Source organism: Clostridium sp. UBA7791, from assembly GCF_002480755.1.
Taxonomy (GTDB): Bacteria; Bacillota; Clostridia; order Clostridiales; family Clostridiaceae; genus Clostridium_J; species Clostridium_J sulfidigenes.
The window spans coordinates 719,589-743,988 of record NZ_DLCT01000005.1; the positions used below are offsets into that span (position 1 = coordinate 719,589).

The 24,400-nt window shown below is 30.6% G+C and carries 25 protein-coding genes and 1 pseudogene; 23 read left to right on the forward strand and 3 right to left on the reverse strand.

Annotation, left to right across the window (positions count from 1 at the left end; translation table 11 throughout):
* Positions 1–174: 174 nt before the first annotated feature.
* The 17 genes and pseudogenes from B3Z56_RS08815 (at position 175) to B3Z56_RS08895 (ending at position 15,491) form a co-directional block, all read left to right on the forward strand.
* Positions 175–1,053, forward strand: a complete 879-nt coding sequence (locus tag B3Z56_RS08815; RefSeq protein WP_346848333.1) for a YicC/YloC family endoribonuclease — start codon at positions 175–177, stop codon at positions 1,051–1,053.
* A 16-nt stretch (positions 1,054–1,069) separates the two neighbouring features.
* Complete coding sequence (remA, locus tag B3Z56_RS08820; RefSeq protein ID WP_035132703.1) at positions 1,070–1,342, forward strand: extracellular matrix/biofilm regulator RemA; 273 nt, start codon at positions 1,070–1,072, stop codon at positions 1,340–1,342.
* 1 nt (position 1,343) lies between these two features.
* On the forward strand, positions 1,344–1,943 hold the full coding sequence (gene gmk, locus B3Z56_RS08825; RefSeq protein ID WP_035132704.1) for a guanylate kinase: 600 nt from the start codon (positions 1,344–1,346) through the stop codon (positions 1,941–1,943).
* Positions 1,944–1,948: 5 nt separating this feature from the next.
* Positions 1,949–2,170: pseudogene (rpoZ, locus tag B3Z56_RS08830) on the forward strand (DNA-directed RNA polymerase subunit omega); the annotation flags it as partial.
* A gap of 61 nt (positions 2,171–2,231) precedes the next feature.
* Positions 2,232–3,419, forward strand: a complete 1,188-nt coding sequence (gene coaBC / locus B3Z56_RS08835) for a bifunctional phosphopantothenoylcysteine decarboxylase/phosphopantothenate--cysteine ligase CoaBC (protein WP_346878611.1) — start codon at positions 2,232–2,234, stop codon at positions 3,417–3,419.
* Positions 3,420–3,510: 91 nt separating this feature from the next.
* Complete coding sequence (gene priA / locus B3Z56_RS08840; RefSeq protein WP_346848336.1) at positions 3,511–5,733, forward strand: primosomal protein N'; 2,223 nt, start codon at positions 3,511–3,513, stop codon at positions 5,731–5,733.
* Between the two features lie 12 nt (positions 5,734–5,745).
* Positions 5,746–6,186, forward strand: a complete 441-nt coding sequence (gene def, locus B3Z56_RS08845) for a peptide deformylase (RefSeq protein ID WP_346848337.1) — start codon at positions 5,746–5,748, stop codon at positions 6,184–6,186.
* A gap of 11 nt (positions 6,187–6,197) precedes the next feature.
* Complete coding sequence (gene fmt / locus B3Z56_RS08850) at positions 6,198–7,142, forward strand: methionyl-tRNA formyltransferase (protein WP_346878612.1); 945 nt, start codon at positions 6,198–6,200, stop codon at positions 7,140–7,142.
* A gap of 32 nt (positions 7,143–7,174) precedes the next feature.
* Positions 7,175–7,870, forward strand: a complete 696-nt coding sequence (locus B3Z56_RS08855) for a zinc metallopeptidase (protein WP_346848339.1) — start codon at positions 7,175–7,177, stop codon at positions 7,868–7,870.
* 45 nt (positions 7,871–7,915) lie between these two features.
* Positions 7,916–9,247, forward strand: a complete 1,332-nt coding sequence (gene rsmB, locus B3Z56_RS08860) for a 16S rRNA (cytosine(967)-C(5))-methyltransferase RsmB (protein ID WP_346848340.1) — start codon at positions 7,916–7,918, stop codon at positions 9,245–9,247.
* Between the two features lie 8 nt (positions 9,248–9,255).
* Positions 9,256–10,290, forward strand: a complete 1,035-nt coding sequence (gene rlmN, locus B3Z56_RS08865; protein ID WP_346878613.1) for a 23S rRNA (adenine(2503)-C(2))-methyltransferase RlmN — start codon at positions 9,256–9,258, stop codon at positions 10,288–10,290.
* Positions 10,291–10,296: 6 nt separating this feature from the next.
* The gene (locus tag B3Z56_RS08870) at positions 10,297–11,028 is read left to right on the forward strand and encodes a Stp1/IreP family PP2C-type Ser/Thr phosphatase (RefSeq protein WP_207656761.1); all 732 of its coding nucleotides are present in this window, start codon (positions 10,297–10,299) and stop codon (positions 11,026–11,028) included.
* The gene (pknB, locus tag B3Z56_RS08875) at positions 11,025–12,998 is read left to right on the forward strand and encodes a Stk1 family PASTA domain-containing Ser/Thr kinase (RefSeq protein ID WP_346878962.1); all 1,974 of its coding nucleotides are present in this window, start codon (positions 11,025–11,027) and stop codon (positions 12,996–12,998) included. Before B3Z56_RS08870 ends, pknB begins: the two co-directional genes overlap by 4 nt.
* A gap of 70 nt (positions 12,999–13,068) precedes the next feature.
* Positions 13,069–13,932 (forward strand): ribosome small subunit-dependent GTPase A, encoded by an 864-nt coding sequence (rsgA, locus tag B3Z56_RS08880; protein WP_346878614.1) that lies wholly within the window; start codon positions 13,069–13,071, stop codon positions 13,930–13,932.
* Positions 13,929–14,579, forward strand: a complete 651-nt coding sequence (rpe, locus tag B3Z56_RS08885) for a ribulose-phosphate 3-epimerase (RefSeq protein ID WP_346848343.1) — start codon at positions 13,929–13,931, stop codon at positions 14,577–14,579. The genes rsgA and rpe overlap by 4 nt, the downstream gene beginning before the upstream one ends.
* Position 14,580: 1 nt before the next feature.
* Complete coding sequence (locus B3Z56_RS08890; RefSeq protein ID WP_346878615.1) at positions 14,581–15,216, forward strand: thiamine diphosphokinase; 636 nt, start codon at positions 14,581–14,583, stop codon at positions 15,214–15,216.
* 119 nt (positions 15,217–15,335) lie between these two features.
* Positions 15,336–15,491 carry a hypothetical protein gene (locus tag B3Z56_RS08895; protein ID WP_198028577.1) on the forward strand — a complete coding sequence of 52 codons (156 nt, stop codon included), beginning with the start codon at positions 15,336–15,338 and terminating at the stop codon, positions 15,489–15,491.
* Between the two features lie 156 nt (positions 15,492–15,647).
* On the opposite strand, the gene rpmB is transcribed toward B3Z56_RS08895, so the two are convergent.
* Entirely contained in the window at positions 15,648–15,839 is a 192-nt protein-coding gene (gene rpmB / locus B3Z56_RS08900; RefSeq protein ID WP_035132719.1) for a 50S ribosomal protein L28, read from the reverse strand.
* 223 nt (positions 15,840–16,062) lie between these two features.
* Between rpmB and B3Z56_RS08905 the strand changes: the two genes are divergently transcribed.
* Genes B3Z56_RS08905 through B3Z56_RS08930 form a run of 6 tightly spaced genes read left to right on the forward strand, consistent with a single transcriptional unit; the run spans position 16,063 to position 21,774 of the window.
* Positions 16,063–16,413: an Asp23/Gls24 family envelope stress response protein gene (locus B3Z56_RS08905; RefSeq protein WP_147519512.1), complete on the forward strand. Its 351-nt coding sequence runs from the start codon at positions 16,063–16,065 to the stop codon at positions 16,411–16,413.
* 13 nt (positions 16,414–16,426) lie between these two features.
* Entirely contained in the window at positions 16,427–18,073 is a 1,647-nt protein-coding gene (locus B3Z56_RS08910) for a DAK2 domain-containing protein (RefSeq protein WP_346878616.1), read from the forward strand.
* A 46-nt stretch (positions 18,074–18,119) separates the two neighbouring features.
* Positions 18,120–20,153: an ATP-dependent DNA helicase RecG gene (recG, locus tag B3Z56_RS08915; RefSeq protein ID WP_346848346.1), complete on the forward strand. Its 2,034-nt coding sequence runs from the start codon at positions 18,120–18,122 to the stop codon at positions 20,151–20,153.
* A gap of 17 nt (positions 20,154–20,170) precedes the next feature.
* Positions 20,171–20,725, forward strand: a complete 555-nt coding sequence (gene rsmD / locus B3Z56_RS08920; RefSeq protein ID WP_035132725.1) for a 16S rRNA (guanine(966)-N(2))-methyltransferase RsmD — start codon at positions 20,171–20,173, stop codon at positions 20,723–20,725.
* 3 nt (positions 20,726–20,728) lie between these two features.
* On the forward strand, positions 20,729–21,223 hold the full coding sequence (gene coaD / locus B3Z56_RS08925) for a pantetheine-phosphate adenylyltransferase (protein WP_035132727.1): 495 nt from the start codon (positions 20,729–20,731) through the stop codon (positions 21,221–21,223).
* Positions 21,223–21,774 carry an ATP synthase F0 subunit B gene (locus B3Z56_RS08930; protein ID WP_346878617.1) on the forward strand — a complete coding sequence of 184 codons (552 nt, stop codon included), beginning with the start codon at positions 21,223–21,225 and terminating at the stop codon, positions 21,772–21,774. Before coaD ends, B3Z56_RS08930 begins: the two co-directional genes overlap by 1 nt.
* On the opposite strand, the gene ylbJ is transcribed toward B3Z56_RS08930, so the two are convergent.
* Together ylbJ and B3Z56_RS08940 are read right to left on the reverse strand one after the other, a co-directional pair.
* Positions 21,771–22,949, reverse strand: a complete 1,179-nt coding sequence (gene ylbJ, locus B3Z56_RS08935) for a sporulation integral membrane protein YlbJ (protein ID WP_346878618.1) — start codon at positions 22,947–22,949, stop codon at positions 21,771–21,773. The genes B3Z56_RS08930 and ylbJ overlap by 4 nt on opposite strands.
* A gap of 167 nt (positions 22,950–23,116) precedes the next feature.
* Positions 23,117–24,337 (reverse strand): nucleotidyltransferase, encoded by a 1,221-nt coding sequence (locus B3Z56_RS08940; RefSeq protein ID WP_346848348.1) that lies wholly within the window; start codon positions 24,335–24,337, stop codon positions 23,117–23,119.
* Between the last annotated feature and the right edge of the window lie 63 nt (positions 24,338–24,400).

Sequence of the window (24,400 nt, forward strand, 5' to 3'; positions counted from 1 at the left end):
GCTTATGTCCCTTATTTATAGAGTGAATATTTTAAATTATAATGGTTTTTCTAAGGTTTTCTAAAGAATATTTCATTTTTCTTTAAAATTCTTTTGTTTATGGGTTGAAATAAGCCACATACATTATGTATAATAAATAAAGAATTTAAGAAGGTCTAGAAGGGTGCGTTGTATATGATAAAAAGCATGACTGGATTTGGAAGAGGTACATCAGAGAGCGAAGCATCTAGTTTTATTGTGGAAATAAAGACAGTAAATCACAGATACTTTGAGCTTAATGCTAGAATGCCAAGAACTTTAATATCTTTAGAAGATGGTATAAGAAAATATGTAAATGACAAGATTAAAAGGGGAAAGGTAGATATATTTATTACTCAAAATCAAGGAGCTAACGAGGATATGTCTGTAGTGGTAAATGAGAGTTTAGCTGAAAATTATGTGGAGGCATTACATAATTTAAGGGATAAGTATGATTTAAGGGATGATATTTCTGCTACAACCTTAGCACGTTTTCCAGAAGTTTTAAAATTAGAACAAAAGGAAGAAGATTTAGAAAAAACATGGAAGATATTATTACCAGCAGTAGAAGAGGCAGTACACAATCTTGTGTCCATGAGGCAACAAGAAGGTGAAAAACTTTTGATAGATATTACAAAGAGATGTGAATGTATTTCAAGTAATGTTGATATAATTAATAGAAGGGTGCCAGAAGTTACAGAAGAGTATAGAGCAAGACTTCTAAAGAAAGTAGAAGAAATTTTAGCAGAAAAAAGTATTGATGAAAATCGCATTGCTATGGAAGTAGTTCTTCAAGCTGATAAATCCTGTGTTGATGAAGAAATTGTTAGACTTAAAAGCCATGTTGCACAAGTCATCAAAACTTTTAAACTAGGAGAGCCAATAGGTAGAAAGCTAGACTTCATTGTTCAAGAAATGAACAGAGAAGCAAATACAATTGCATCTAAAGTTAACGATTTGGAATTAACTAATATAGCACTTGATATAAAAAGTGATATAGAAAAGATTAGAGAACAGGTTCAAAACATAGAATAAATTTAGGAGGTAGGGCATGGGTATAAAACTTATAAATATTGGATTTGGAAATATTGTTTCAGCAAATAGATTAGTAGCTATTGTTAGTCCAGAATCAGCGCCTATAAAAAGAATAATTCAAGAAGCTAGAGATAGGGGTATGCTAATAGATGCTACCTATGGTAGAAGAACTAGAGCAGTTATAATAACTGATAGTGACCATGTAATACTATCTGCTGTTCAGCCTGAAACAGTAGCACATAGATTGTCATCTAAAGGTGATGATGCTATAGATGAGGTAGAGGATTAATATGGGAAGTAAAGGACAATTATTAGTTATATCTGGACCATCAGGAGCAGGCAAAGGGACTGTATGTAAGGCGCTAATTGAAAAAAGTCCAATATGGATTTCTACATCTTGCACTACGCGTAAGCCAAGGGAAGGTGAAGTAGAAGGAGTAAATTATTTCTTTATAGAGAGAGATGAGTTTTTAAATAGGATTGATAAAGAAGATTTTCTGGAATATGCAGAGGTTTATGGTAACTTTTATGGGACACCTAAATCTGAGGTTTTAAAGATGTTAGAAGAAGGTAAGGATGTAATATTAGAAATAGATATACAAGGTGCATTAAAAATTAAATCTTCATATCCTAAAGGAATATTTATATTTATTATGCCTCCATCTATGGAAGAACTTAGGAATAGAATAACAAATAGAGGAAGCGAAACTCCAGAGTCATTAAAGACTAGAATGGAATGTGCTTATGATGAAATAAGCTTTGCATCTAAATATGACTATGCCGTTGTAAATGATAAGGTTGAAGATGCAGTTAAAAAAATTGAAAGTATAATAGTCGCTGAAAAATGTAGAGTATTTAAAATTAAAGATGAGCTATTAGGGAGGTTCTAAAAGATATGAGTAATTCAAAGAGCAATTCAATGATTAATCCATCTATTGTGGAATTATTAGAAAAAGTGGATAACAGATATTCATTAGTAGTATCTACTTCAAGAAGAGCAAGAAAAATAATTGACGGTGAAGAGCCAAAAGTACAAGGCGTAGGTGCAAAGCCATTAACTATTGCTATTAATGAAGTTAAACAAGGGATTATAGAAATTAGAGAGGCAGATGATAAGTTTACTAAGGTTCAAGAAGTTGAACTAGTAAATGAAGAAGCGGAAGAAGGCTCAAATTTAGATGAGTAAGAAAAATGTAGTTATTGGAGTAACAGGTGGAGTTGCAGTCTATAAGGCTCTAGATGTTATAAGCAGATTGAAAAAGAAAGATATAAATGTGGACGTTATTATGACAAAGTCAGCTTGTGAGTTTGTTACTCCATTAAGTTTTCAATCATTAAGTCAAAATGCAGTAATAAAGAATATGTTTGATGAACCTAAGGTTTTTGAAATTCAGCATATATCTTTAGCTAAAAAAGCGGATATACTAGTAGTAGTTCCAGCTACAGCAAATATTATAGGTAAAGTAGCAAATGGCATTGCTGATGATATGTTATCAACTACTATTATGGCTACTAATGCAAAGGTAATCTTTGCACCAGCTATGAATACTAATATGTATAACAATCCCATAGTTAAAGAAAATATTAAAAAATTGAAAGGTTATGGGTATGAGTTTATAAATCCTAGTAGTGGGCGATTAGCTTGCGGAGATGTAGGAAATGGAAAACTTGCTGACACAGAAGAAATTGCAGAAGTGGTTTTATCACATCTTCATGAACCAAAGGACCTAGTAGGTAAAAAAGTGCTAGTAACAGCAGGACCTACTAGAGCTAATATAGATCCAGTAAGGTTTTTAACTAACAGATCTACTGGTAAGATGGGATATGCAATTGCTGAAGAGGCTAGAGACAGGGGAGCAGAAGTGGTTCTTGTCAGTGGTCCTACCAGTATAAAAGCACCATTAGGAGTTAAAATCATAAAAGTAGAAACCAATGAAGAAATGTTAAAGGCAGTTAAAGCAGAATTTGATACTAGTGATATTGTGGTTAAATCTGCAGCAGTAAGCGATTATAAACCTAAGACTTATTCAGATAAGAAGATAAAAAAGGGACCAGGTAATTTAAATATAGAACTAGAAAGAGATAACGATATTCTAAAGGAACTAGGAACCCTGAAAAAACACCAAATCTTAGTTGGATTTGCAGCTGAGAGTAACGATGTAATAGAAAATGCTCACATAAAGCTAAAAAAGAAAAATCTTGATTATATTGTAGCTAATAATATAACTGAAAGTAATGCAGGCTTTGGAAGTGATACTAATAGGGTTACTGTTATAAATAGAGATGGGAAAGAAATATCTCTTGATAATATGAGTAAAAGATTAGTTGGACATGAGCTTTTTAATATGATTTTAAACAATAAATAAAAAGAGCGACTAAGTCGCTTTTTTTATTATTTATTTATATAATATATCTAATGGGTTTAAAAAAGAAGATATGGTTAATAGCTAATTTAGAATGGAGGTAGACACCTCTAGAAGGGGGCTAAAAGTGTATTTAGGAATTATCGTAAATAATGAAGCTGTAAAAGTAGATAAAATATTTACATATAAGGTGCCTGAAAGCTTATATGGTAAAGTAAAAAAAGGCAGAATGGTTACAGTTCCCTTTGGAAATGGAAATAAGAAAATATATGGATTTATAGTTGATATATTTTATGATATAGATGATAATACTAAATTGAAAGAAATTGTTGATATAGATGACAGTATGGAATTTCTTACGGAGGATAATATACGTCTTATAGAAATAATGAGAAGGAAGTATTTATGTACTTATTTAGAATGTATAAAAGTTATGATTCCCAGTGGAATAACTAAAGGAACAACCTTTAAAACTAAAAATAGTGTAATTATTGGTAGACCATTAACAGAAAAATATAGTAAAGAAGAATATATAAATATTGTGAGTTTTATAGGAGAACATAATGGAATTTATAATAAGACAGAACTTACTGGTGAGTTTAAATTTTCTTTGTCTAGGATTAATACATTAATTAAGAATGGATTCTTAGATGTTAAAAAAACTATAGTTAATAGGTATAATGAAAATGTATATAAAAAATATGAGGAAAAAATATTAAATTCAATTCAACAAAGATGTGTTGATACTATATTATCCCAAAGTAGTAGTAATAAATTTCTTATTCATGGTATAACTGGTAGTGGAAAAACTGAGATATATATGAACCTAGTAAAAGAGATGATTAAAAAAAATAAAGATTCTATAATATTAATTCCGGAAATTGCCTTAACTCCTCAAATGGTTGAAAGGTTTAAAGGACGGTTTGGAAGAGATATTGCTATATTTCATAGTAGGTTATCTATAGGTGAGAGATTTGATGAATGGATGAGAGTAAAAACAGGAAATGTTAAAGTAGCCATAGGTGCTAGATCTGCAATTTTTCTTCCTTTTTCTAATTTAGGTCTTATTGTTATAGATGAGGAACATGAAACTAGCTATAAATCAGATAGTGACCCCAAATATCATGCAAGAGATATAGCTAGTTTAAAAGCTGAAATTGAAGGATGTAAAGTGGTGTTAGGATCTGCTACACCCTCCATTGAGACTTATTATAAGGCTACAGAAGGTGAATATGATATAATTACTTTAAATCACAGAGCCGATGGAGCTAATCTTCCAACTATAGAGATAGTGGATATGAGAGAAGAGCTAAAAGAAGGAAATAAGTCTATGTTTAGTAGAAGACTTTATGAAGAAATGACAGCATGCTTAGAAAAAAAAGAGCAAGCCATAATGTTTTTAAATAGAAGAGGATATTCTACTTTTGTATCTTGCAGAGAGTGTGGTTACGTATTTAAGTGTGATAATTGTGATATTTCTCTTACCTATCATAATGATAACAATTTAACTTGTCACTATTGTGGAGCAAAGCAAAGAGCATTAAAAACTTGTCCAAAATGTAAAAGTAAATATGTGAAATATTTTGGAGTAGGCACAGAGCAATTAGAACATAGTGTTAGAAAGACCTTTTTAGATAGTAAACCTCTTAGAATGGATTTTGATACTACAAGGGGAAAAGATTCTTATGAAAAAATATATAAAGACTTTTCTGCAAAAAGGCATAATGTGTTAATAGGTACTCAAATGATTGCTAAGGGCTTGGATTTTAAAGAAGTAACTCTAGTAGGAATAATTGCTGCAGATTTGTCTTTAAATCTACCGGACTATAGAGCTGCAGAAAAGACTTTTCAATTAGTAACTCAAGTAGCTGGGAGAGCAGGTAGAGGGAATAAGGCTGGAAAGGTAATACTTCAGACTTATAATCCAGATAATTATAGTATAGTTTATGCTGCTGCAAATGATTATAAAAGTTTTTATGAAGAAGAAATAATTATTAGAAAGCTAAGGGAGTATCCACCTTTTTCTAAGATTCTGTGTATAAATTTAAGTAGTGAAAATGAGGAACATTTAATAAAAAGTATACAAAGTTTAGCAGATAAAGTAAGGATAAAAAACTATGGAAGTGATAAAATTGAGTTATTAGGACCATGTCCTTGTGGGGTTTCTAAAATAAAAAGTTTGTATAGATGGCAAATTATAATTAAAGGTGATTTTGATGATAATTATGCTATGGATATAAAAAATTTAGTCTATGAACAGATTAATTATAAAAATATAAGAATTGGTATTGATATAAATCCAAATAATTTACTGTAAGGGAGAATGATTATGGCATTAAGAAATATAAGAATTAATGAAGACCCAATTTTAAGGAAGATTAGTAAGGTAGTTAAAAATATTGATGAAAGAACACAAATATTAATTGATGATATGCTAGATACTATGTATGAAGCTAATGGAGTAGGTCTTGCAGCACCACAAGTAGGTATTTTAAAGCGAGTGGTGGTTATAGATATTGGTGATGGACCAATAATACTTATTAATCCAGAGATTGTTGAGGCTAATGGTGAAGTTAAAGATGTAGAAGGATGTCTAAGTGTACCAGGTAAACAAGGAAATGTTATAAGACCCAAATATGTAAAAGTTAAAGCTGAAGACAGAGATGGAAATTCTATTGAAATTCAGGGGGAGGATCTTCTAGCAAGGGCTCTTTGTCATGAAATAGATCATTTAAATGGAATATTATATACTGATAAGACAGTGAAATAGGAGGTATGAAGATGAATATAGTATTTATAGGTACACCAGATTTTGCAGTGCCATCCTTAGAAGCAATTATTGAAAAATATGGAGTTAAGGCAGTACTTACTCAGCCAGATAGACCTAAAGGAAGAGGAAAATCTGTGGCAATGTCACCAGTAAAACAGGTAGCACTTAACCATGATATAAAAGTATATCAACCAGAAAAATTAAAAAATGAAAAAAGTTTAATAGAAGAATTAAAAAATATGAATTTAGATTTCATAATAGTTGTAGCCTTTGGTCAAATTCTATCTAAGGAAGTCTTAGATATACCTAAATATGGATGTATAAACCTTCATGGTTCATTACTTCCTAAATATAGAGGTGCAGCACCAATTCATTATGCTATTATGAAGGGAGAAAAGGAAAGCGGAAATACCACCATGCTAATGGATATTGGTTTAGATACAGGAGATATGTTGTTAAAGAACAAAGTAGAGATTACAGAAAATATGACTACTGCAGAGCTCCATGATAAACTTATGAACAGTGGGGCTGAGCTTTTAATTGAAACTATAGAAGGCCTTTATAATAACAGGATAACTCCAATAAAGCAAGGAGAAAGTGAAAGTTGTTATGCCAGTATGCTGAATAAAGAGATGGCAAAGATTAATTGGAATCAAAGTTCTAAAGACATACATAATTTTGTAAGAGGACTTTACTCTTTTCCAATAGCTTATACTTATTATAAAGATGAGCCTATGAAGGTAATTGAAACTAGACTTACTAACGAGAAGTCTTCTAAAACTCCAGGGACTATTTTAAAAGTTGATAAAGAAGGAATGTTGGTTTCAACTGAAGATAATAATATATTAATAACTAAGGTTCAATTTCCTAATAAAAAGCCTTTAAGAGTAGAAGAATATATAAAAGGAAATTCTATTGAAGATAATATATTATTAAAAAGTTCAAAAGAAGAGTAAAAATTAATTAAATAAAATAAGGAGAAATATATATGGGATATTATTATGGAAGTTTTTTTGACAGAACGATGATTATTCTTATACCAGCTCTTATCATTTCAATATGGGCGCAGATGAAAATAAAAAGTAGTTATACAAAGTATTCACAAGTATATAGTAGAAATGGATATACTGGAAGTCAAGTAGCTAGAATGATATTAGATGCCTACGGACTTTTTGATATTCCAGTATTAGTTACAGGGGGTCACCTTACAGATCACTATGACCCTAGTAAAAAGGTGGTAAAATTATCAACAGATGTATACAACGGTACATCACTGGCAGCTATAGGTGTAGCTGCCCATGAGATAGGTCATGCTATTCAACATAAAGAAGGATATGCACCAATTAAAATAAGAACAGCTTTAGTACCAATTGCTAATATAGGCTCCCAAGCTTCATGGATATTATTCTTTATTGGAATTGTAATGTCTTTTACTCCATTAGTTAACTTTGGTATTATATTATTCTCAGCAGCAGTTCTTTTTCAGATAGTTACACTGCCTGTAGAGTTTAATGCATCCAGTAGAGCTGTAGCCATATTAAGTGCAAGGAATATACTTTATGAAGATGAAGTAAAGGGAGCTAAAAATGTTTTGACTGCAGCAGCATTAACCTATGTAGCAGCAGCAGTTACAGCTATTGCACAGCTTTTAAGACTCATTGCTATAAGAAATAGAAATGATTAGTAGGAAAATGGATAAACACTAGAAATCGTAGATAGGATGATATGAATGATAGGTGCTAGAGAAGTAGCAATAAATACAGTAATGCAAGTCTTTGAAAATAAGGCTTATTCCAATATTGTTTTAAACAACAACCTTAGTCAATGTAATCTTGGAGATAAAGATAAAGCATTAGCTACAGAACTTGTTTATGGTACTATAAAATATAGGTATGCAATTGATAAAATACTTAAGACTTTTTTAGAAAAAAAATTTGACAAAACAGATAAATATATTTTAAATTTATTAAGGGTTTGTATATATCAGCTTAGATATTTAGATAAAATACCTGAGTTTGCAGCAGTAAATGAGGGCGTTAATTTAGCTAAAGCTAATGTGTCTGTGGGAGCTTCCAAATTAGTAAATGGTGTATTAAGAAGTTATTTAAGAAATAAGAATAAAGATTATTATAATAAAGAAAATATTAATGAAAGATTAGCATTTTCATATTCTTTTCCTCAATGGATGGTAAAATTATTTATTGAGCAATATGGAGAGGTAGTTGGAGAAAAGATACTAGATGGGCTTAATAAAAGACCTGCTGTTACAGTTAGAGTAAACTCCACAAAGGGAGATTTTGAACAGGTTTTTCATGAGTTGGAAAAAAATGCTTACAACGTAGAAGAGGGATCTATATGTCCTGAAGCCATAAGAATCGTAAGAGGGAAGAGTGTAGAGGAAAATCCACTGTTTAAGAAAGGTGCTATCACAGTTCAAGATGAAAGTGCTATGCTAGTAGCACCTAGTATGGATTTAAAAGAGCATATGACTATATTAGATTTATGTAGTGCTCCAGGAGGAAAAACTACTCATATAGCTGAAATAATGGATAATACAGGTATAGTTAAGGCTTTTGATATTTATGATCATAAGCTAGAACTTATAAGAAGTAATAGTGAAAGATTAGGACTAACAAACATTGAATTAGATATATTAGATGCTACTAAAGAATGCAAAGAATTAATTGCGGTGGGAGATAGAGTGCTTATAGATGTACCTTGCTCTGGCCTAGGAATAATAAGAAAAAAACCAGAAATTAAATATACAAAAAAAGAGAAAGAATTAAAATCTTTAATAACAGTTCAACGTGAAATAATGAAGAATGCAGCTAAATATGTAAAACCAGATGGAATAATTTTATATTCAACTTGTACTATAAATAAAGTAGAAAATCAAGGAAATATAAATTGGTTTTTAAGTAATTTTAAAGATTTTAGTGTAGAACCTTTAAACTTTGGACAGGTGGAAAATCTGGTCTATGACGAAAAGGGTTCTGTAACAGTGTTGCCTAATGAATATATGGATGGATTTTTTATAGCAAAAATTCGTAGAAATAAATAGGAGTAGAAATGAAAAATATATTAGATTTAGATATAGAAGAACTTAAATCATGGATGAAAGAAAATGGTGAAAAAGAATTTAGAGCTAAACAAGTATTCTCTTGGATTTATAATGAAGTTTGGGACTTCAAAGATATGACTAACATATCTAAAGATACTTTGAAAAAATTAGAAAAAAATTTTTTTATAGGAATACCTAGAATAGTAGAAACATATAGTTCTAAAAATAGTGATACTCGCAAGCATTTATTTCTTTTACATGATGGTAATATAGTTGAAGGAGTGGTTATGCAGTATAATCATGGAAATTCTATATGCATATCAACTCAGGTAGGATGTAATATGGGTTGTAAGTTTTGTGCTTCAACCATTGGAGGAGCTGTTAGAAGTTTAAGTAGTGGAGAAATGTTAGGTCAGATTATGGTTTCACAAAAACAACTTGGGGAGAGAATCTCAAATATTGTACTTATGGGAAGTGGAGAACCGTTAGATAACTATGGTAATGTTGTAAAATTTATTAGGGATGTAAATTCTCAGTATGGACTTAATATAGGACAACGTCATATAACTCTTTCTACATGTGGAATTGTGCCTAAGATAAAGATCTTAGCAAATTTAGATTTACAGATAACACTAGCAATTTCATTACATGCTCCTAATGATGAGTTGCGTGTGAAAACTATGCCTATTGCTAAGGTGTATTCTATAGCTGAGCTTATTGATAGCTGTAAATATTATATTGATAAAACAGGTCGAAGAATTACCTTTGAATATGCATTAGTAAAGGGGGTAAACGACTCTAAAGAGCAAGCTGAGCAATTAGTAAAATTAATAAGAGGTATGTTATGTCATGTAAATTTAATTCCAATAAATGAAATAGATGAAAATGATTTAAAAAAATCAAATGAGGAGCAAGTTAAGTGCTTTAGAGATATTTTAATGAAACATGGGATTGAAACTACTGTTAGAAAAGAAATGGGTTTAGACATAAATGCTGCTTGTGGTCAGCTGAGAAAAAGTTATATAGAAAAAAGGGAGTTGTAGTTTTTAATGGGGAGATTGTTAGGAATAGAAACGGATGTTGGAAATAAAAGAACTTTTAATGAAGATTCCGTTGGTTACTATGAAGAAGAAGATTTCGGTATTTTTGTAATAGCCGATGGTATGGGAGGGCATAATGCTGGTGAAGTTGCTAGTAAGATTGCTATAGATACCATTATTGAATATGTAATTAATCATAAAAAGGATAGGTCAGAAGAGGAAATTTTAAATGAGGCAATCCTAAGTGCTAATAGAAAAATATATAGAGAAAGCTTGTTAAACGAAAGTTGTAATGGAATGGGAACTACTCTTGTGGGAGCTTTTGTGAGAGGAAATAACTTAACTATGGTAAACATAGGAGATAGTAGAGGATATATTTTAAAGGATGGACAGCTTGTTAAGGTTACAAAAGATCATTCATTGGTACAAGAACTATTAGATAATGGAACAATAACTAATGAGGAAGCTAAGAATCATCCTAATAAAAATGTTATAACAAGAGCTTTAGGAACTAATCCAGTAGTGACGGCAGATTACTACAGTTTAGATATAAGAGGGGTTTCTAAAATTCTTCTTTGTAGTGATGGACTTACTAATGAAGTAAGTGAGGAGGATATTTTTAGAGTTTTACAAGGTTATAATGGCAATCAATGTATGGAACTAATAAACATGAGTAAGAAAAATGGTGGAAGAGATAATATTTCTATCATCATTTTTAAAGGAGAGTGGGAGTGCAGATGATAGGAACTATGTTAGGAAATAGATATGAACTCATAGAAAAGATTGGCGAAGGGGGTATGGCAGTAGTATATAAGGCTAAATGTAGAATTTTAAATAGATTTGTAGCAATAAAAATACTAAAGCCAGAGTACTCTAATAATAGTGAATTTATGGAGAAATTTAGAAGAGAAGCTTTAGCTACAGCAACCTTTTCCCATAGTAATATAGTTAATATTTATGATGTGGGTTCAGAAGAAAATATTAATTATATTGTAATGGAATTAGTGAATGGAAAAACTTTAAAAGAATACATAAGAGAAAATGCACCTCTTTCTATGGACTCAACTTTAAAGATTTCAATACAAATTGCGAAAGCTTTAGAATGCGCTCATAAAAATAAAATTATCCATAGAGATATAAAACCTCACAATATATTAATAAATGAAGAAGGTGTAATTAAGGTTACAGATTTTGGAATAGCGAAAGCTACTTCATCTGATACAATAACTCATACTAATAAAGTTATTGGTTCTGCACATTACTTCTCTCCTGAGCAAGCCAAAGGAAAGATAGTTGATAATAGAACAGATATCTATTCTTTTGGAATTGTGATATATGAAATGCTAACAGGAAGAGTTCCATTTGATGGAGAAAGTGCTGTAGCGGTTGCACTTAAACATATACAAGATACTATTGTGCCTCCTAAGGTTTTAGTTCCTGAAGTACCAGATAGTCTAAATAATTTGGTAATTAAGGCTACCCAGAAGGAAGTTATAAAAAGATATAATAATGTAACAGATATGTTAATAGATTTAATGAGAATAGAGAATAATAATAAGTATATAGTAACACCATCAAATATGGATAATGATTATACTACAGTAATGGATGCAACCCAAATTCAAAATACTATGTATGCCAGCAACCTTGGAAAGAAATTAACCAATAAGGATATGGATGATGAGGAAGAAGAGGAAGAAGACGAGGATTATGAAGATTATGATGGCGAAAAAAGAAAAACTAGCACTTGGAAAAAGGTATTAATAGTTGGAGGGGCTCTTTTATTAACTATTCTCTTAGGTGTATTTGTAGGTACTAGTATATATAATAAAGGTAACACCAATGTTAAAAAAGACGAATTAAAGGTTCCAAAGATAATTGGACTTACAGCAGATGAAGCTAAAGATGCTGTAGAAAAGTTAGGATTAACTTATGTAGTCTTAGGAGAGGAAGCTAGTGATAAGCCAGCTGGAACTATAATTGCAGTATTTCCATCAGAAGGTACTGCAGTAAAAAAAGAAAGTGAAGTTAGAGTAAGGATTAGTACAGGACCAGGAGAGATTGAGGTACCAGATGTTGTGAAACTGGGTAAAAGTGTTGCCCAAGACCATATAGTTACTCAAGGACTTAAGGTGGGAAAGATAACAGAAGACTATTCTGAAGAAATAGAAGCAGGTGCAGTAATAAGTACCAATCCAGTAGCAAAGACTAAGGTTAAAAAAGGTGATACAGTAGATATAGTTATAAGTAAAGGTTCTAAGATTAAGAAGACACAAGTACCAGATCTCATTGGATTAACACTAAAAGAAGCAGAGCAAGTATTAGCCGTAGTAAATCTAAAACTTGGACCTACTACTGCAGTAATAACTGATGATAAAAGTAGAGATGGAAAGATATTCAACCAAAGTGAACCTGCTCTCACTTCAGTACAAGAAAATGAAAAAATAAGTGTTAATTATTATCAATATAAGGATCCAAATGAAGGCAAGGTTCAAGTACCTAATTTTATTGGAAGAACCATTGAAGATGCACAAGCAACAGCTAACTCACTTGGAGTTAGAATAACTGTTACTGGAGATAGAAAAGGTCTTATAATAAGTCAAGATGTACCTGAAGGTAATAAGTTAGATAAAGGAAGTACTATAAATCTTATAGCTCAAATAAAAGCCCCTAATATAGGCGGCGATGATGACGAAGATAAAGAACCTTAACCAATGAGTTAATAATCCTTAGGTAAGTTTTAAACTTGCCTAAGGATTAGTTAAAATTTAGGAGGAATATATGCAAGGTTTAATAGTTAAAGGAATTGGTGGATTATACTATGTAGATGTTGAAGAAAAAGTTATAGAGTGTAAGGCTAGAGGAAAATTTAGGCATAAGGGTGAAACTCCTATGATTGGTGATGAGGTAATCATAGAAGAAGAAAATGGGAAGGGTGTTATAACGGAAATATTAAAGAGAAAAAACCAACTTATAAGACCTGCCGTTGCTAATGTAACTCAAGCCTTTGTAGTAGTTACTAGTAAGAATCCAGATTTGAATTTAAGCTTATTATATAAATTTCTAGTTTTATGTGAGTATAATCATGTAGTACCTATTATTTGCTTTAATAAAATGGACATTGAAAGTGATTATAGCAAGGAAATAGGTAATATGTTAAATGAAGCTGGATATGAAATAATGTATGTACAAGGAAAACATGGTGTTGGCATAGAACAGTTAAAGGAAAAGATAAAGGGGAATATTACTGTATTTTGTGGGCCTTCTGGAGTTGGTAAATCTACTATACTGAATAAAGTTTTAGGTAGAGATGCTATGAAAATTGGTGATATTAGTGATAAACTAAAAAGAGGAAAACATACAACTAGGCATAGTGAACTTATAAGGATAGAAGATGGATTTTTAGTTGACACACCAGGATTTTCTTCCTTGGAATTAGATTTCATAGATAAAGAAGAACTACAACATCTATTTCCAGAATTTGAAGAGTTTAAAGATGGATGTAAGTTTAATAACTGTGTTCATTATAAAGAACCAGGTTGTATAGTAAAACAAAAGGTAGAATCTGGACAAATAAATAAAAGTAGATATGAATTCTACATAAAAACATTAGAAGAAATTATTAGTAGGGGGAATAGAAAATGATAAAATTATCACCATCTATATTGTCAGCAGACTTTTCAAGGTTAGGAGAACAGGTTAAAGAAATAGAAAAATATGGAGCGGATTGGGTCCATATAGATGTTATGGACGGTATGTTTGTACCTAACATATCCTTTGGAGTGCCTGTTATAAAACCCATAAGAAATCTTACAACCTTAGTTTTCGATGTACATTTAATGATTGAAGATCCAGCTAGATACGTAAAGGATTTTGTAGATGCAGGAGCTGATATGATAACAGTTCATTATGAAGCTGATAGACATATAGACAGAACTATAAAATATATTAAAAGCTTAGGAGTTAAAGCTGGAGTAGCATTAAATCCTGGTACTCCTGTTTCTATGATAGAAAACTTAATTCCAGATTTAGATATGGTACTTATCATGTCAGTTAATCCGGGATTTGGAGGTCAAAAATATATAGAGTATTCAGTAGATAAAATATCACAGGTTAAAGAGTTAAAGGATAAATATAATAAAGAATTATATATACAAGTAGATGGTGGCATAGATGCAACCAATGTTAGTAAAGTTATAAAATGTGGAGCTAATTCTATAGTAGCGGGTTCAGCAGTATTCAAAAATAATGAAATAGAAAAAAATATAAGTAATATAAAAAGTGGGTTTTAGTATGCAAGTAGTTATAGTTGGAGGAGGAGATCCTCCAAGTAAAAAGATTTTAGATAAATATATAAATGAAAAGTCTATAATTATAGCAGCTGATGGAGGCGCTAACGTTCTTTTAAATCATGAAATACATCCAAATTATTTGTTAGGGGATTTTGACTCTATTGATGAAAAAACGTATATAGAAATAAGTAATAGCTCTAAAACCATTAGATTTCCAAAGGAGAAGGATTATACAGATAGTCATATAGCTTTTAATAAGGCAGTGGAGTTAGGAGCTACAGAAATAATTTTTTTAGGATGTACGGGGAAGAGAATTGATCATTTCTATGCAAATTTATGTATTCTCAATGAAGGTTTAAAAAAATCAATAGATTGTCGTATAATAGATGAGTATAATGAAATCTATCTTATAGATAAACCTACAAATATCTTTGGGAAAAAAGGGGATATATTTTCTCTATTTAGTTATTTAGAAGATACCCATGATTTAACTATAGAGGGAGTCAAATATAAATTAAAGAATTTTGAACTAGCACAAGGAAACAATCTCACTGTATCTAATGAGTTTGAGGAGGAAAAAGTTAGCATAACTTTTTCTAAAGGATGTCTTATAGTAGTGAGAATTCATAAAATATAAATTTAAAATATAGGATTACAGTCATTATTACAATTGATGATTGTAATTTTTTTATTTATGTACCACTTTTTACGTCAATACATATAATGATACTAAAAAGGCTTATGGGGGAAGTAAGTATGAGGAGTAGGACAACTAAAAGGTTGGGACTTATTGTTAGTTCTGTAGGAGCAGGGATAGTATTAGCTATGCTAATTCCATTTTGGGGGTGGATGGTAGCCATAGGTTGTGCCATTATATGTGCTGGATGGTTTATAATGAATAAGTTTTGCTAACAATTGGTTAAGGAGGTTAAAGGGTGACTATAAGAGTAATTAAACTACCTAAGTTTTTATCTAAAATAGTTAAAATTTTTGTAAGAAAAAAACATAGTTATTAATTTTGCACATAAAAAAATGCAACTATAAAGGTAGTTGCATTTTTTTTACCAATTAAACGGCACGTTGAACCTTACCAGAACGTAAGCATCTAGTACAAACGTGTACTGTCTTAGGTGAACCGTTAACTATAGCTTTAACTTTTTTTAAGTTTGGAGCCCATTTTCTTTTTGATTGACGGTGAGAGTGAGAGAATTGTACTCCTGAAACTACACCTTTATCGCATATTTCACATCTTCTTGACATATATTACACCTCCTCAAAATTTCAACATACTGCTATAAATCAAACACAAGTTATTTTAACATAATTACTATGATTGTTGCAAGTATTAAGAAAAATAAACACATACCATTTTATTATACATATTGTTATAATAAAATTCAATGATATATATAATTATATTAGTTGAATTAAATCTTAAGTTAATATAAAATGTTTATAAGGTATAATTAAGGAGGAATTGATTATGAAAGCTAATATAACAACTGAAATAGGAAATATATACTATTCTGAAGATGTAATAGCTAATATAGCAGGTGTATCAACCATGGAATGCTATGGAGTTGTTGGCATGGCTTTAAAGAATGCTAAGGATGGTTTATGGGAATTATTAAAAGCTGAAAACCTAGCAAAAGGAGTTAAAATAACTCAAAAAGAGAATGCTATAGCTATAGAACTATATATAATTGTTGAATATGGAACTAAAATTGCAGTAATCGCTAATAATATAATACAAACAGTTAGATACAATTTAGAAAATCTTACAGGTGTTAAGGTTTCTCAAGTTACTGTTAATATTCAAGGCATTAGAGTTTAAGGGGGAACATAAAGTGGCATATACACAGATTAATGGACGTGATTTTTCAAATATGATAAAAAGTGCTTCAAATGCATTAGAGAAGCAGAAAGAATATGTAAACTCCTTGAATGTATTCCCAGTACCTGATGGAGATACAGGAACAAATATGTCTTTAACCTTTAAGGCTGCAGCTAGAGAAATAGAAGGTTTAGAGAATAAGGGTATAGGAGAAGTATCTAAGAGGTTAGCTAAGGGTGCTTTAATGGGAGCTAGAGGAAATTCTGGAGTTATTCTTTCTCAGATTCTAAGAGGTATGGCAAAGGGTCTTGAAAATGCAGAGGAGGCAACTATAGAGGAAGTTAAGAATTCTTTTGTAGAAGGCTCAAATTTTGCTTATAAAGCAGTTATGAGACCAACAGAAGGAACGATTTTAACTATAATTAGAGCGGCAGGAGAAGCTGCTATCTGCAGTGAAGCTGAAAACATAGTTGAATTATTTGAAGAAGTATGTGAAGAAAGTAAAAAGATGCTTGATAAGACTCCAGAAATGTTACCACAGTTAAAACAAGCTAAGGTAGTAGATGCTGGTGGAATGGGATTATTAATAATATTAAGAGGTATGTTAGAAGTTCTAAAAAATAAAAGTGAAGTTTCTTTAATTAATGATTTAGAAGGTGAATCAGAAAATAATTATGATATTCCAGAGCTAAACATGGCTCCTGAAGATATTAAATTTGGATACTGCACAGAGTTTATCATACTTAATGAAGTAAAAGATATACCCAAATTTAAAGATTTCCTTGAATCTCAAGGTGATTCATTAGTTCTTGTAGGATTAGAGGATATAACTAAGGTTCATGTTCATACTAATGATCCAGGAGCAGTTTTATCTAAAGCAGTAACCTTTGGAGATCTTTCAAAAATTAAAATTGAAAATATGAGAGAACAACACAGATCTTTATTAGGAATAGATGAAAGTAGCAATGATGCAGTAGTGGAAGAAGTAAAAGAGGATCCTAAAGCTTATGGTTTCGTAACTGTAGCTAGAGGTAATGGAATTTCTTCAATATTTAAAGATCTTGGCGTAGATCAGGTTATTGAAGGTGGTCAGACTATGAATCCTAGCACAGAGGATATAGTTAATAGCATCAATAAAATTAATGCTGAGGTAGTATTTGTTCTTCCAAATAATAAAAATATAATAATGGCAGCTACACAAGCTGTAGATTTAATAGAAGACAAAAAGGTTATAGTAATTCCTACAAAAACTATCCCTCAAGGAATTACAGCTATAACTATGTTTAATCCAGATGGCTCTTCAGAAGAAAATGAAGCAGCTATGAATGAAACTATAGAAACAGTTACTTCTGGTTCTGTAACCTATGCGGTTAAGGATACTGAAGACAATGGTAGACATATTAAAGAGAGAGATATTCTAGGATTATTAGAAGGAAAAATAAATGAAATAGGTCAGGATGTATATGCTGTATGTAAAAAGCTTATAGAAAACATGGTAAATGAAGATAGCGAGCTTATTACTATATTCTATGGTGAAGACTGTGAAGAGGATAAGGTTAACCAGTTGGTATCAGAATTAGAAGAAGCATATCCAGACATGGATGTTCAATGTTTTAATGGTGAGCAACCATTATACTATTTTATTACATCAGTAGAATAAAAGCCTTAGGGCTTTTTTTCTATGTTAGCCATATGGAGTTGATAAGGTGAATATTTATAGTAGTGTTACAGCAATTAAAGGTGTAGGGCCTAAAATGGCTGAGAAATTGAGTAAATGTGGAATATATAGTATTTTAGATTTGTTGTTATACTTTCCAAGGGATTATGAGAGTATCTTTATTGTTGAAGATTTAGATGAAGTGGATTCTAAGGGGAAGATAATTTTAGAGGTTGGAGTGGAGAGAATTTTACCTGACATAAGGACAAAAACAGGCAAAATACTTACAACCATTAGATTTATTCATAAGGGAAGATTAGTTAAGGGAATATGGTTTAATCAGCCCTATGTGAAAAGTAGTTTTAGAATTGGCAGTAGATATGTTATAAGTGGCATTATAGAGAAACAAGGTAGAGATTTTATAATTAAGAATGGAACCATAATGAGGAATACTACTACAGAGAGTACAGATATTATGGCAAGATATCCCTTAAGGGACGATATTTCTAATACTTTTTTAAATAAAATTGTTACAGAAACTTTAAACACAGTAAAAATAAAAGAAAATTTACCAAAGTCAATTTTGGATGAACATGATTTTATGTCTTTGGATAGTGCTATAAGAAATATACATAATCCTAAAAGTTTAAAGTTATTAGAAGAGGCAAGAAAAAGATTAAAGTTTCAAGAGTTATTTACATACTCTTTAAAGCTTATGGCCTTAAAAAATAGAAGTATTAATTCTAAGGGAATCTCCTTTTCCATATCGAAGGATCTGAAAGCTTTAAAGGATAAGTTGCCTTTTCAGTTAACAGATGCACAAACTAGAACTGTTAGAGAAATATTAAGAGATCAAAAGAAACCTAGTCCTATGAATAGATTAGTTCAAGGAGATGTAGGTAGTGGTAAGACTATAGTTGCTTTTATTGCCCTTTTTAATGTTATTATGAATGGATATCAAGGTGCCATGATGGCGCCTACAGAAATATTGGCAAAACAGCATTACTACGAGGCAGAAAAAGTCTTTAAGGATTTTAATATTACCATAGAGTTACTAACAGGTAGTACCACAGAAAAAAATAAAAACCTTATAAAAGAAAAGTTATTAAAGGGTGAGATAGACTTAATAATAGGTACTCATGCTTTGATAGAAGATAATGTCCAGTTTAAAAACTTAGGACTTATAATAACTGATGAACAGCATAGATTTGGTGTTGGTCAAAGAACTAGATTTGGAAATAAGCGTGAAGATATTGATGTACTTGTAATGAGTGCTACACCTATTCCAAGGACTTTATGTTTATATCTTTATGGAGATTTAGAAGTATCGATAATAGATACTTTACCACCAGGGCGAAAACCCATTGATACCTATTATTTATCTACTCAGGAAAAGGGGAGAATATATAACTTTGCTTTAGAGGAGATAAAAAAAGGAAGACAGATTTATGTAGTTTGTCCATTGGTTGAAGAAAATGAAGATATGAAATTAAGTTCTGTAACAGCATTATATGAAGAACTAAAAAAAACTTACTTTAAAAGTATGGAAATCGCCATTCTCCATGGTAAAATGAGTAATAAAGACAAAAATTTAATTATGAGTGAATTTAAAGAAGGAAACATTAAGGTGTTAATATCCACTACAGTTATTGAAGTAGGTGTAAATGTACCTAATGCAACGGTTATGATTATAGAAAATGCAGAGAGGTTTGGATTATCTCAATTGCATCAGTTAAGGGGAAGAGTTGGAAGAGGATCTCATAAATCTTATTGTGTTCTTGTAGCTAATATAAAAAGTGAAACAACTAAAAAGAGAATGGACATAATGAAAAATAGTAATGATGGTTTTTATATAGCGGAACAAGATTTAAAATTAAGAGGAAGTGGAGAAATGTTTGGACTTAGACAATCTGGTGAAAATGGATTAATTCTTAGTGATTTATCAGAGGATTTTCAACTATTTAAAATAGCAAATCAGGAAGCTAAGAAATTTATTAATAACAAGGATGAAGAAAACAAAAGAATACTTAAAGAAATAATGATTAACTTAGAGAAAAGCACTAGTTATATTTGCTTTAACTAAGGTCAAAGGAGATAAAAATGAGAGTAATTGCAGGAAAAGCTAAAGGAAGAAAGTTACTATCACCAGAGGGGATGGGCACTAGACCTACTCTAGATAGAGTTAAAGAATCAATTTTCAGCATAATACAAAATAAAGTAAGAGGCAGTATAGTTTTAGATCAATTTTCTGGTACAGGAAGCCTAGGTCTAGAGGCTGCAAGTAGAGGAGCTAAAGAGTGTCATTTAATAGACATGGGAGACGTAACTTATAAATATTTAAAAGAAAATATTAAAAATTTAAAATTTGAAGATTTCTGTACATCTTATAAAGGTGATTCATACAAATACTTAGAGGAGTTTGGGAGAATAGGAAAGGTATTTGATTTAATATTTATAGACCCACCTTATGCAAAAGATATGATTCCACCAGCTCTAGAACTTATTAAAAAACATAATTTACTACAAAGAGATGGCTTGATTGTAACGAAAATAGATTCAGGTGAAGAAATTTGTGAAGGTTATGAAGACATTGTTTTAATAGACCAAAGAAAATACGGAAACACCACTGTATGTTTCTATGAATTTAAGGAGTAAAAAATGATTAAAGCAGTTTATCCAGGCAGTTTTGACCCAATAACAAATGGTCACTTAGATATTATAAAAAGATGTTCATACGTATTTGATCAGGTTACAGTAGCTGTATTACTAAATCCTAACAAAAGTGGATGGTTTAGCATTGAAGAAAGAATTGATCAAATTGAGAGAGTGGTTAAAGCTTTACCAAATGTAAAAGTAAAAAGTTTTACAGGTCTTTTAGTGGATTTTATGGAAGCAGAAGACAGTGATGTAATGGTTAAGGGACTTAGATCTATGTCAGACTTTGATTATGAGTTTCAAATGGCACTAATGAATAAAAAGCTTGATAAAACAAAAGAAACTATGTTTATGATGACCAACTCTAAGTACTCTTATCTTAGCTCATCAGCTATAAAGCAAGTGGCTTTATTTAAGGGACACTTGGATGGATTAATTCCAAAAGAGTTAGAAAATGAAATTAGAGAGAGAGCTAAAAGTTTTGAGGGGGAATTATAGTGAAGGTATTAGAACTATTAGATTATCTACAACAAACTATTGACATGTCACCAAAGAATTTAGTAGGTAAAGTATCTATTAATAAAAAAGAAGTCTTAAGAACTCTTAATGAAATGAGAAAATTGCTACCAGATGAATTTGAAGAAGCTAAAAATTTAATGAATCGTAAAGAAATAATTTTAGACGAAGCAAGAAGTGAAGGAGAACGTATTATTCAGGATAGTAGAAAAAGAGCACAACAAGAATATGAAAACTGTGATGTGTTAGTAGCTGCTAAAAAAGAAGCAGAAGAAATATTAGAAAGTGCTAATGAGGAAGCTAAAAAAATTAAAGGTGAAGCTAATAAGCAAGCTAAGGATTTAAAATTTGGAGTTATGAATTATGCAGACAGCACTTTAAGCAATTTACAAAAGGATATAGACATTATAGGAGAGGAGTCTTTAAAAGTTATACAAAATGAAATGGAAGAAATGCTTGTAAAATTATATAAAGAAATTTCTTCCACTACATCTAAGGTAAGAGAAAATATTAAAGAATTAGGAAATGACTAAAAACAATCTCGTAACTTTTTAAATATTACAGGGATAGAAAATATAAATATTAGTAGGACCAAAAACCCTGGTTTAGATGATAGCATAGTGTTGTTTATGAAAAAAGTTTCCTGATTAACTAGAGAAAATGGTAGCTTTAAAAATAACATTGTTATCAAGGTGCATATTATTCCCTGAACAACTTTTAGAAATATATATTTTTTCATTGATACCTTATATTTGTAAACAAATGAGTATACTTGGAAGGTTATAGATAACCCACTAAAACCTATTAAAAAGCTACATATAAGAATTTTAATATTTAGGGTTAAGGGGCTTGTAGCTACAATGTTACATCCATTTGTAATTTCTATAAATCCAAGGAAGACTCCATCAAGTAGATTGTAATTAATAATACCAGAACTACATAAAGAAATAAGGGCAGTGTGATATATTCCACTGCTTTTTATTATGTTTATAATTACAGAAAAAATAACTACAAAACTACCTATTGATAAGCAGGTTTTGGTAGCATCTTCAAGGGCATTTTTCATGGCTACCCCGAAGTTAGGATTTTCTTTTATCTGTGTAGCAGCAACAGAAGAATTGCTATATATAGTATATTTATTAGTCTTTTTAGTAGGTAATATTAACCCCATAACAATACAAGATAAAGCATTAGAAATAAGAATGATATAACCTAAAAATGCACTATGGAGCATTGCAGTACCAACAGTACCTATAATAAACAGAGGGCTTCCATTGGTGGCTATATTTAAAAGTCTTTCAAAAGTTGATTTATCAATAACCTTCCTTTCATATAGTTCACAAGCATATCTGGACCCAAGAGGATATCCACAAAACAAACTAGCTAAAATAACTACACTACACTCCTTTGGTAGTCTTAAAGGGGTACATAGTATCTTACCTAAAAACTTTGAATAAATTTCTATACCCCCAAAAGAAAAAATTAAGTTAACTATGACCAAGAAGGGGAATAGTGATGGAAATACTGAGTAAAAAAACAGTTTAGCTCCATTTATAGTAAAGGCTATGCAATCTTTAGGATTTAGTATGATATAAATAATTAAGAGAGAAAATATTGTTGTAAGCAGAAGGTTTTTTGATGAAGTTCTAAATAATAAATATATTAAAAATATAATAAACGCAATTACAATAAAAAATAATGCCTTCATTTAAATAATCCTTTTAAATTGATATACTTAAATATATTTTTTATCTTGGGAATATATGATAACAAAATATAGGTAAAATAAAATCTTCAAGGTACTTCCAAAACAATTCACTAAAAATTAATCTAATGATTTAGGTTATTTTGGTATGGTTCCTTGAAGAATTATGTTTATAATATAATCGGGCTTTGTAGATAATCTTCCATAGCACTTATGGAAGGATTTAGAATGCTATAGCCACTAGTGCATTGTAAATCTAATTTTAAGGTAGGGTTTATATACTTTGGTAGTTTTGAATATATTGGTATAGAAGAATTGTTCTTCATTGATTTTAATGCCATAGCTCCATGTTTAGTGAAGCCCAAAATACGAGCATATGGACAAGGCTCTTTACGCATTTCTAAGGTATTGTATTCATAAAAGCCTAGAAAATACTGACATAGTATTCTACTGATTCTAGTATAGGTATATCGTTTACTTTTTATCATTTCAATACAATGTTCATAATCTTTAGCGTCTTTTATGGTAGCTAATATCTTATTATGGAGACCTTCAGAAGCATCCGGAATTGATTCGAAAAAGTTATTTTTGCTAGTTATAGCCTTATACTTTATATATGGATACATCATGTAATCAAAGGGAAAATTATAATTTTTATTTTTAAGTTCTATCATATCCTCGTAAACACTAGGAGGAACATGAGATATTAATTCTTCCATTGAAGTATTTGATTTCAAGGATTTTCTAATAGCAGTAGCACTTGAGAAGATATTATTTAAATTGGTACTATTGTAATTTCCACCTTCCCTTTTTATGGTATAGGGTACAATATTACTATGAAGTTTTTTTATGCTCTTAAGGTATTCAACACCTAAAATATTATTAGAAGAATTTAGATAATCAGCTAAGTCTTTTTCATTATAGTAATTTTTCTTATTTAAATAATGAATTAAAGCTGAAGAACGAGCCTTTGGAAAAGGTAATCCTCTATCTAAATCTTCTTTCAATAAGGACTTGAATAAAGGAGGTTCTTCTACTAGTAGATCAGATACTTCTTTAAGAAAGTCTATATCACCTGCTTCACTTCCAAAGCAAATTGAATCTACTATCCCTAGACTATTAAGAAGACTTACGGAACCATAAGAAAAGAATTCCGCAGAAGATAGGCTGTATATTGCAGGGAGTTCTAAAACAATATCTACCCCATTATTTAAAGCCATTGATGTTTTTTTCCATTTATCTACTATAGAAGGAATACCTCTTTGATTAAAGTTTCCACTCATTACTGCAATAATTAAATCACTATTAGTCAATTCTTTAGTTTTATTTATATGAAAAAGGTGTCCATTGTGAAGAGGATTATATTCCACAATAATTCCTGATATTTTCATTAAAATTACCTCCTGTACTCATATAACCATAGATTATATCAAAAAAATGTTAATTATCATAGC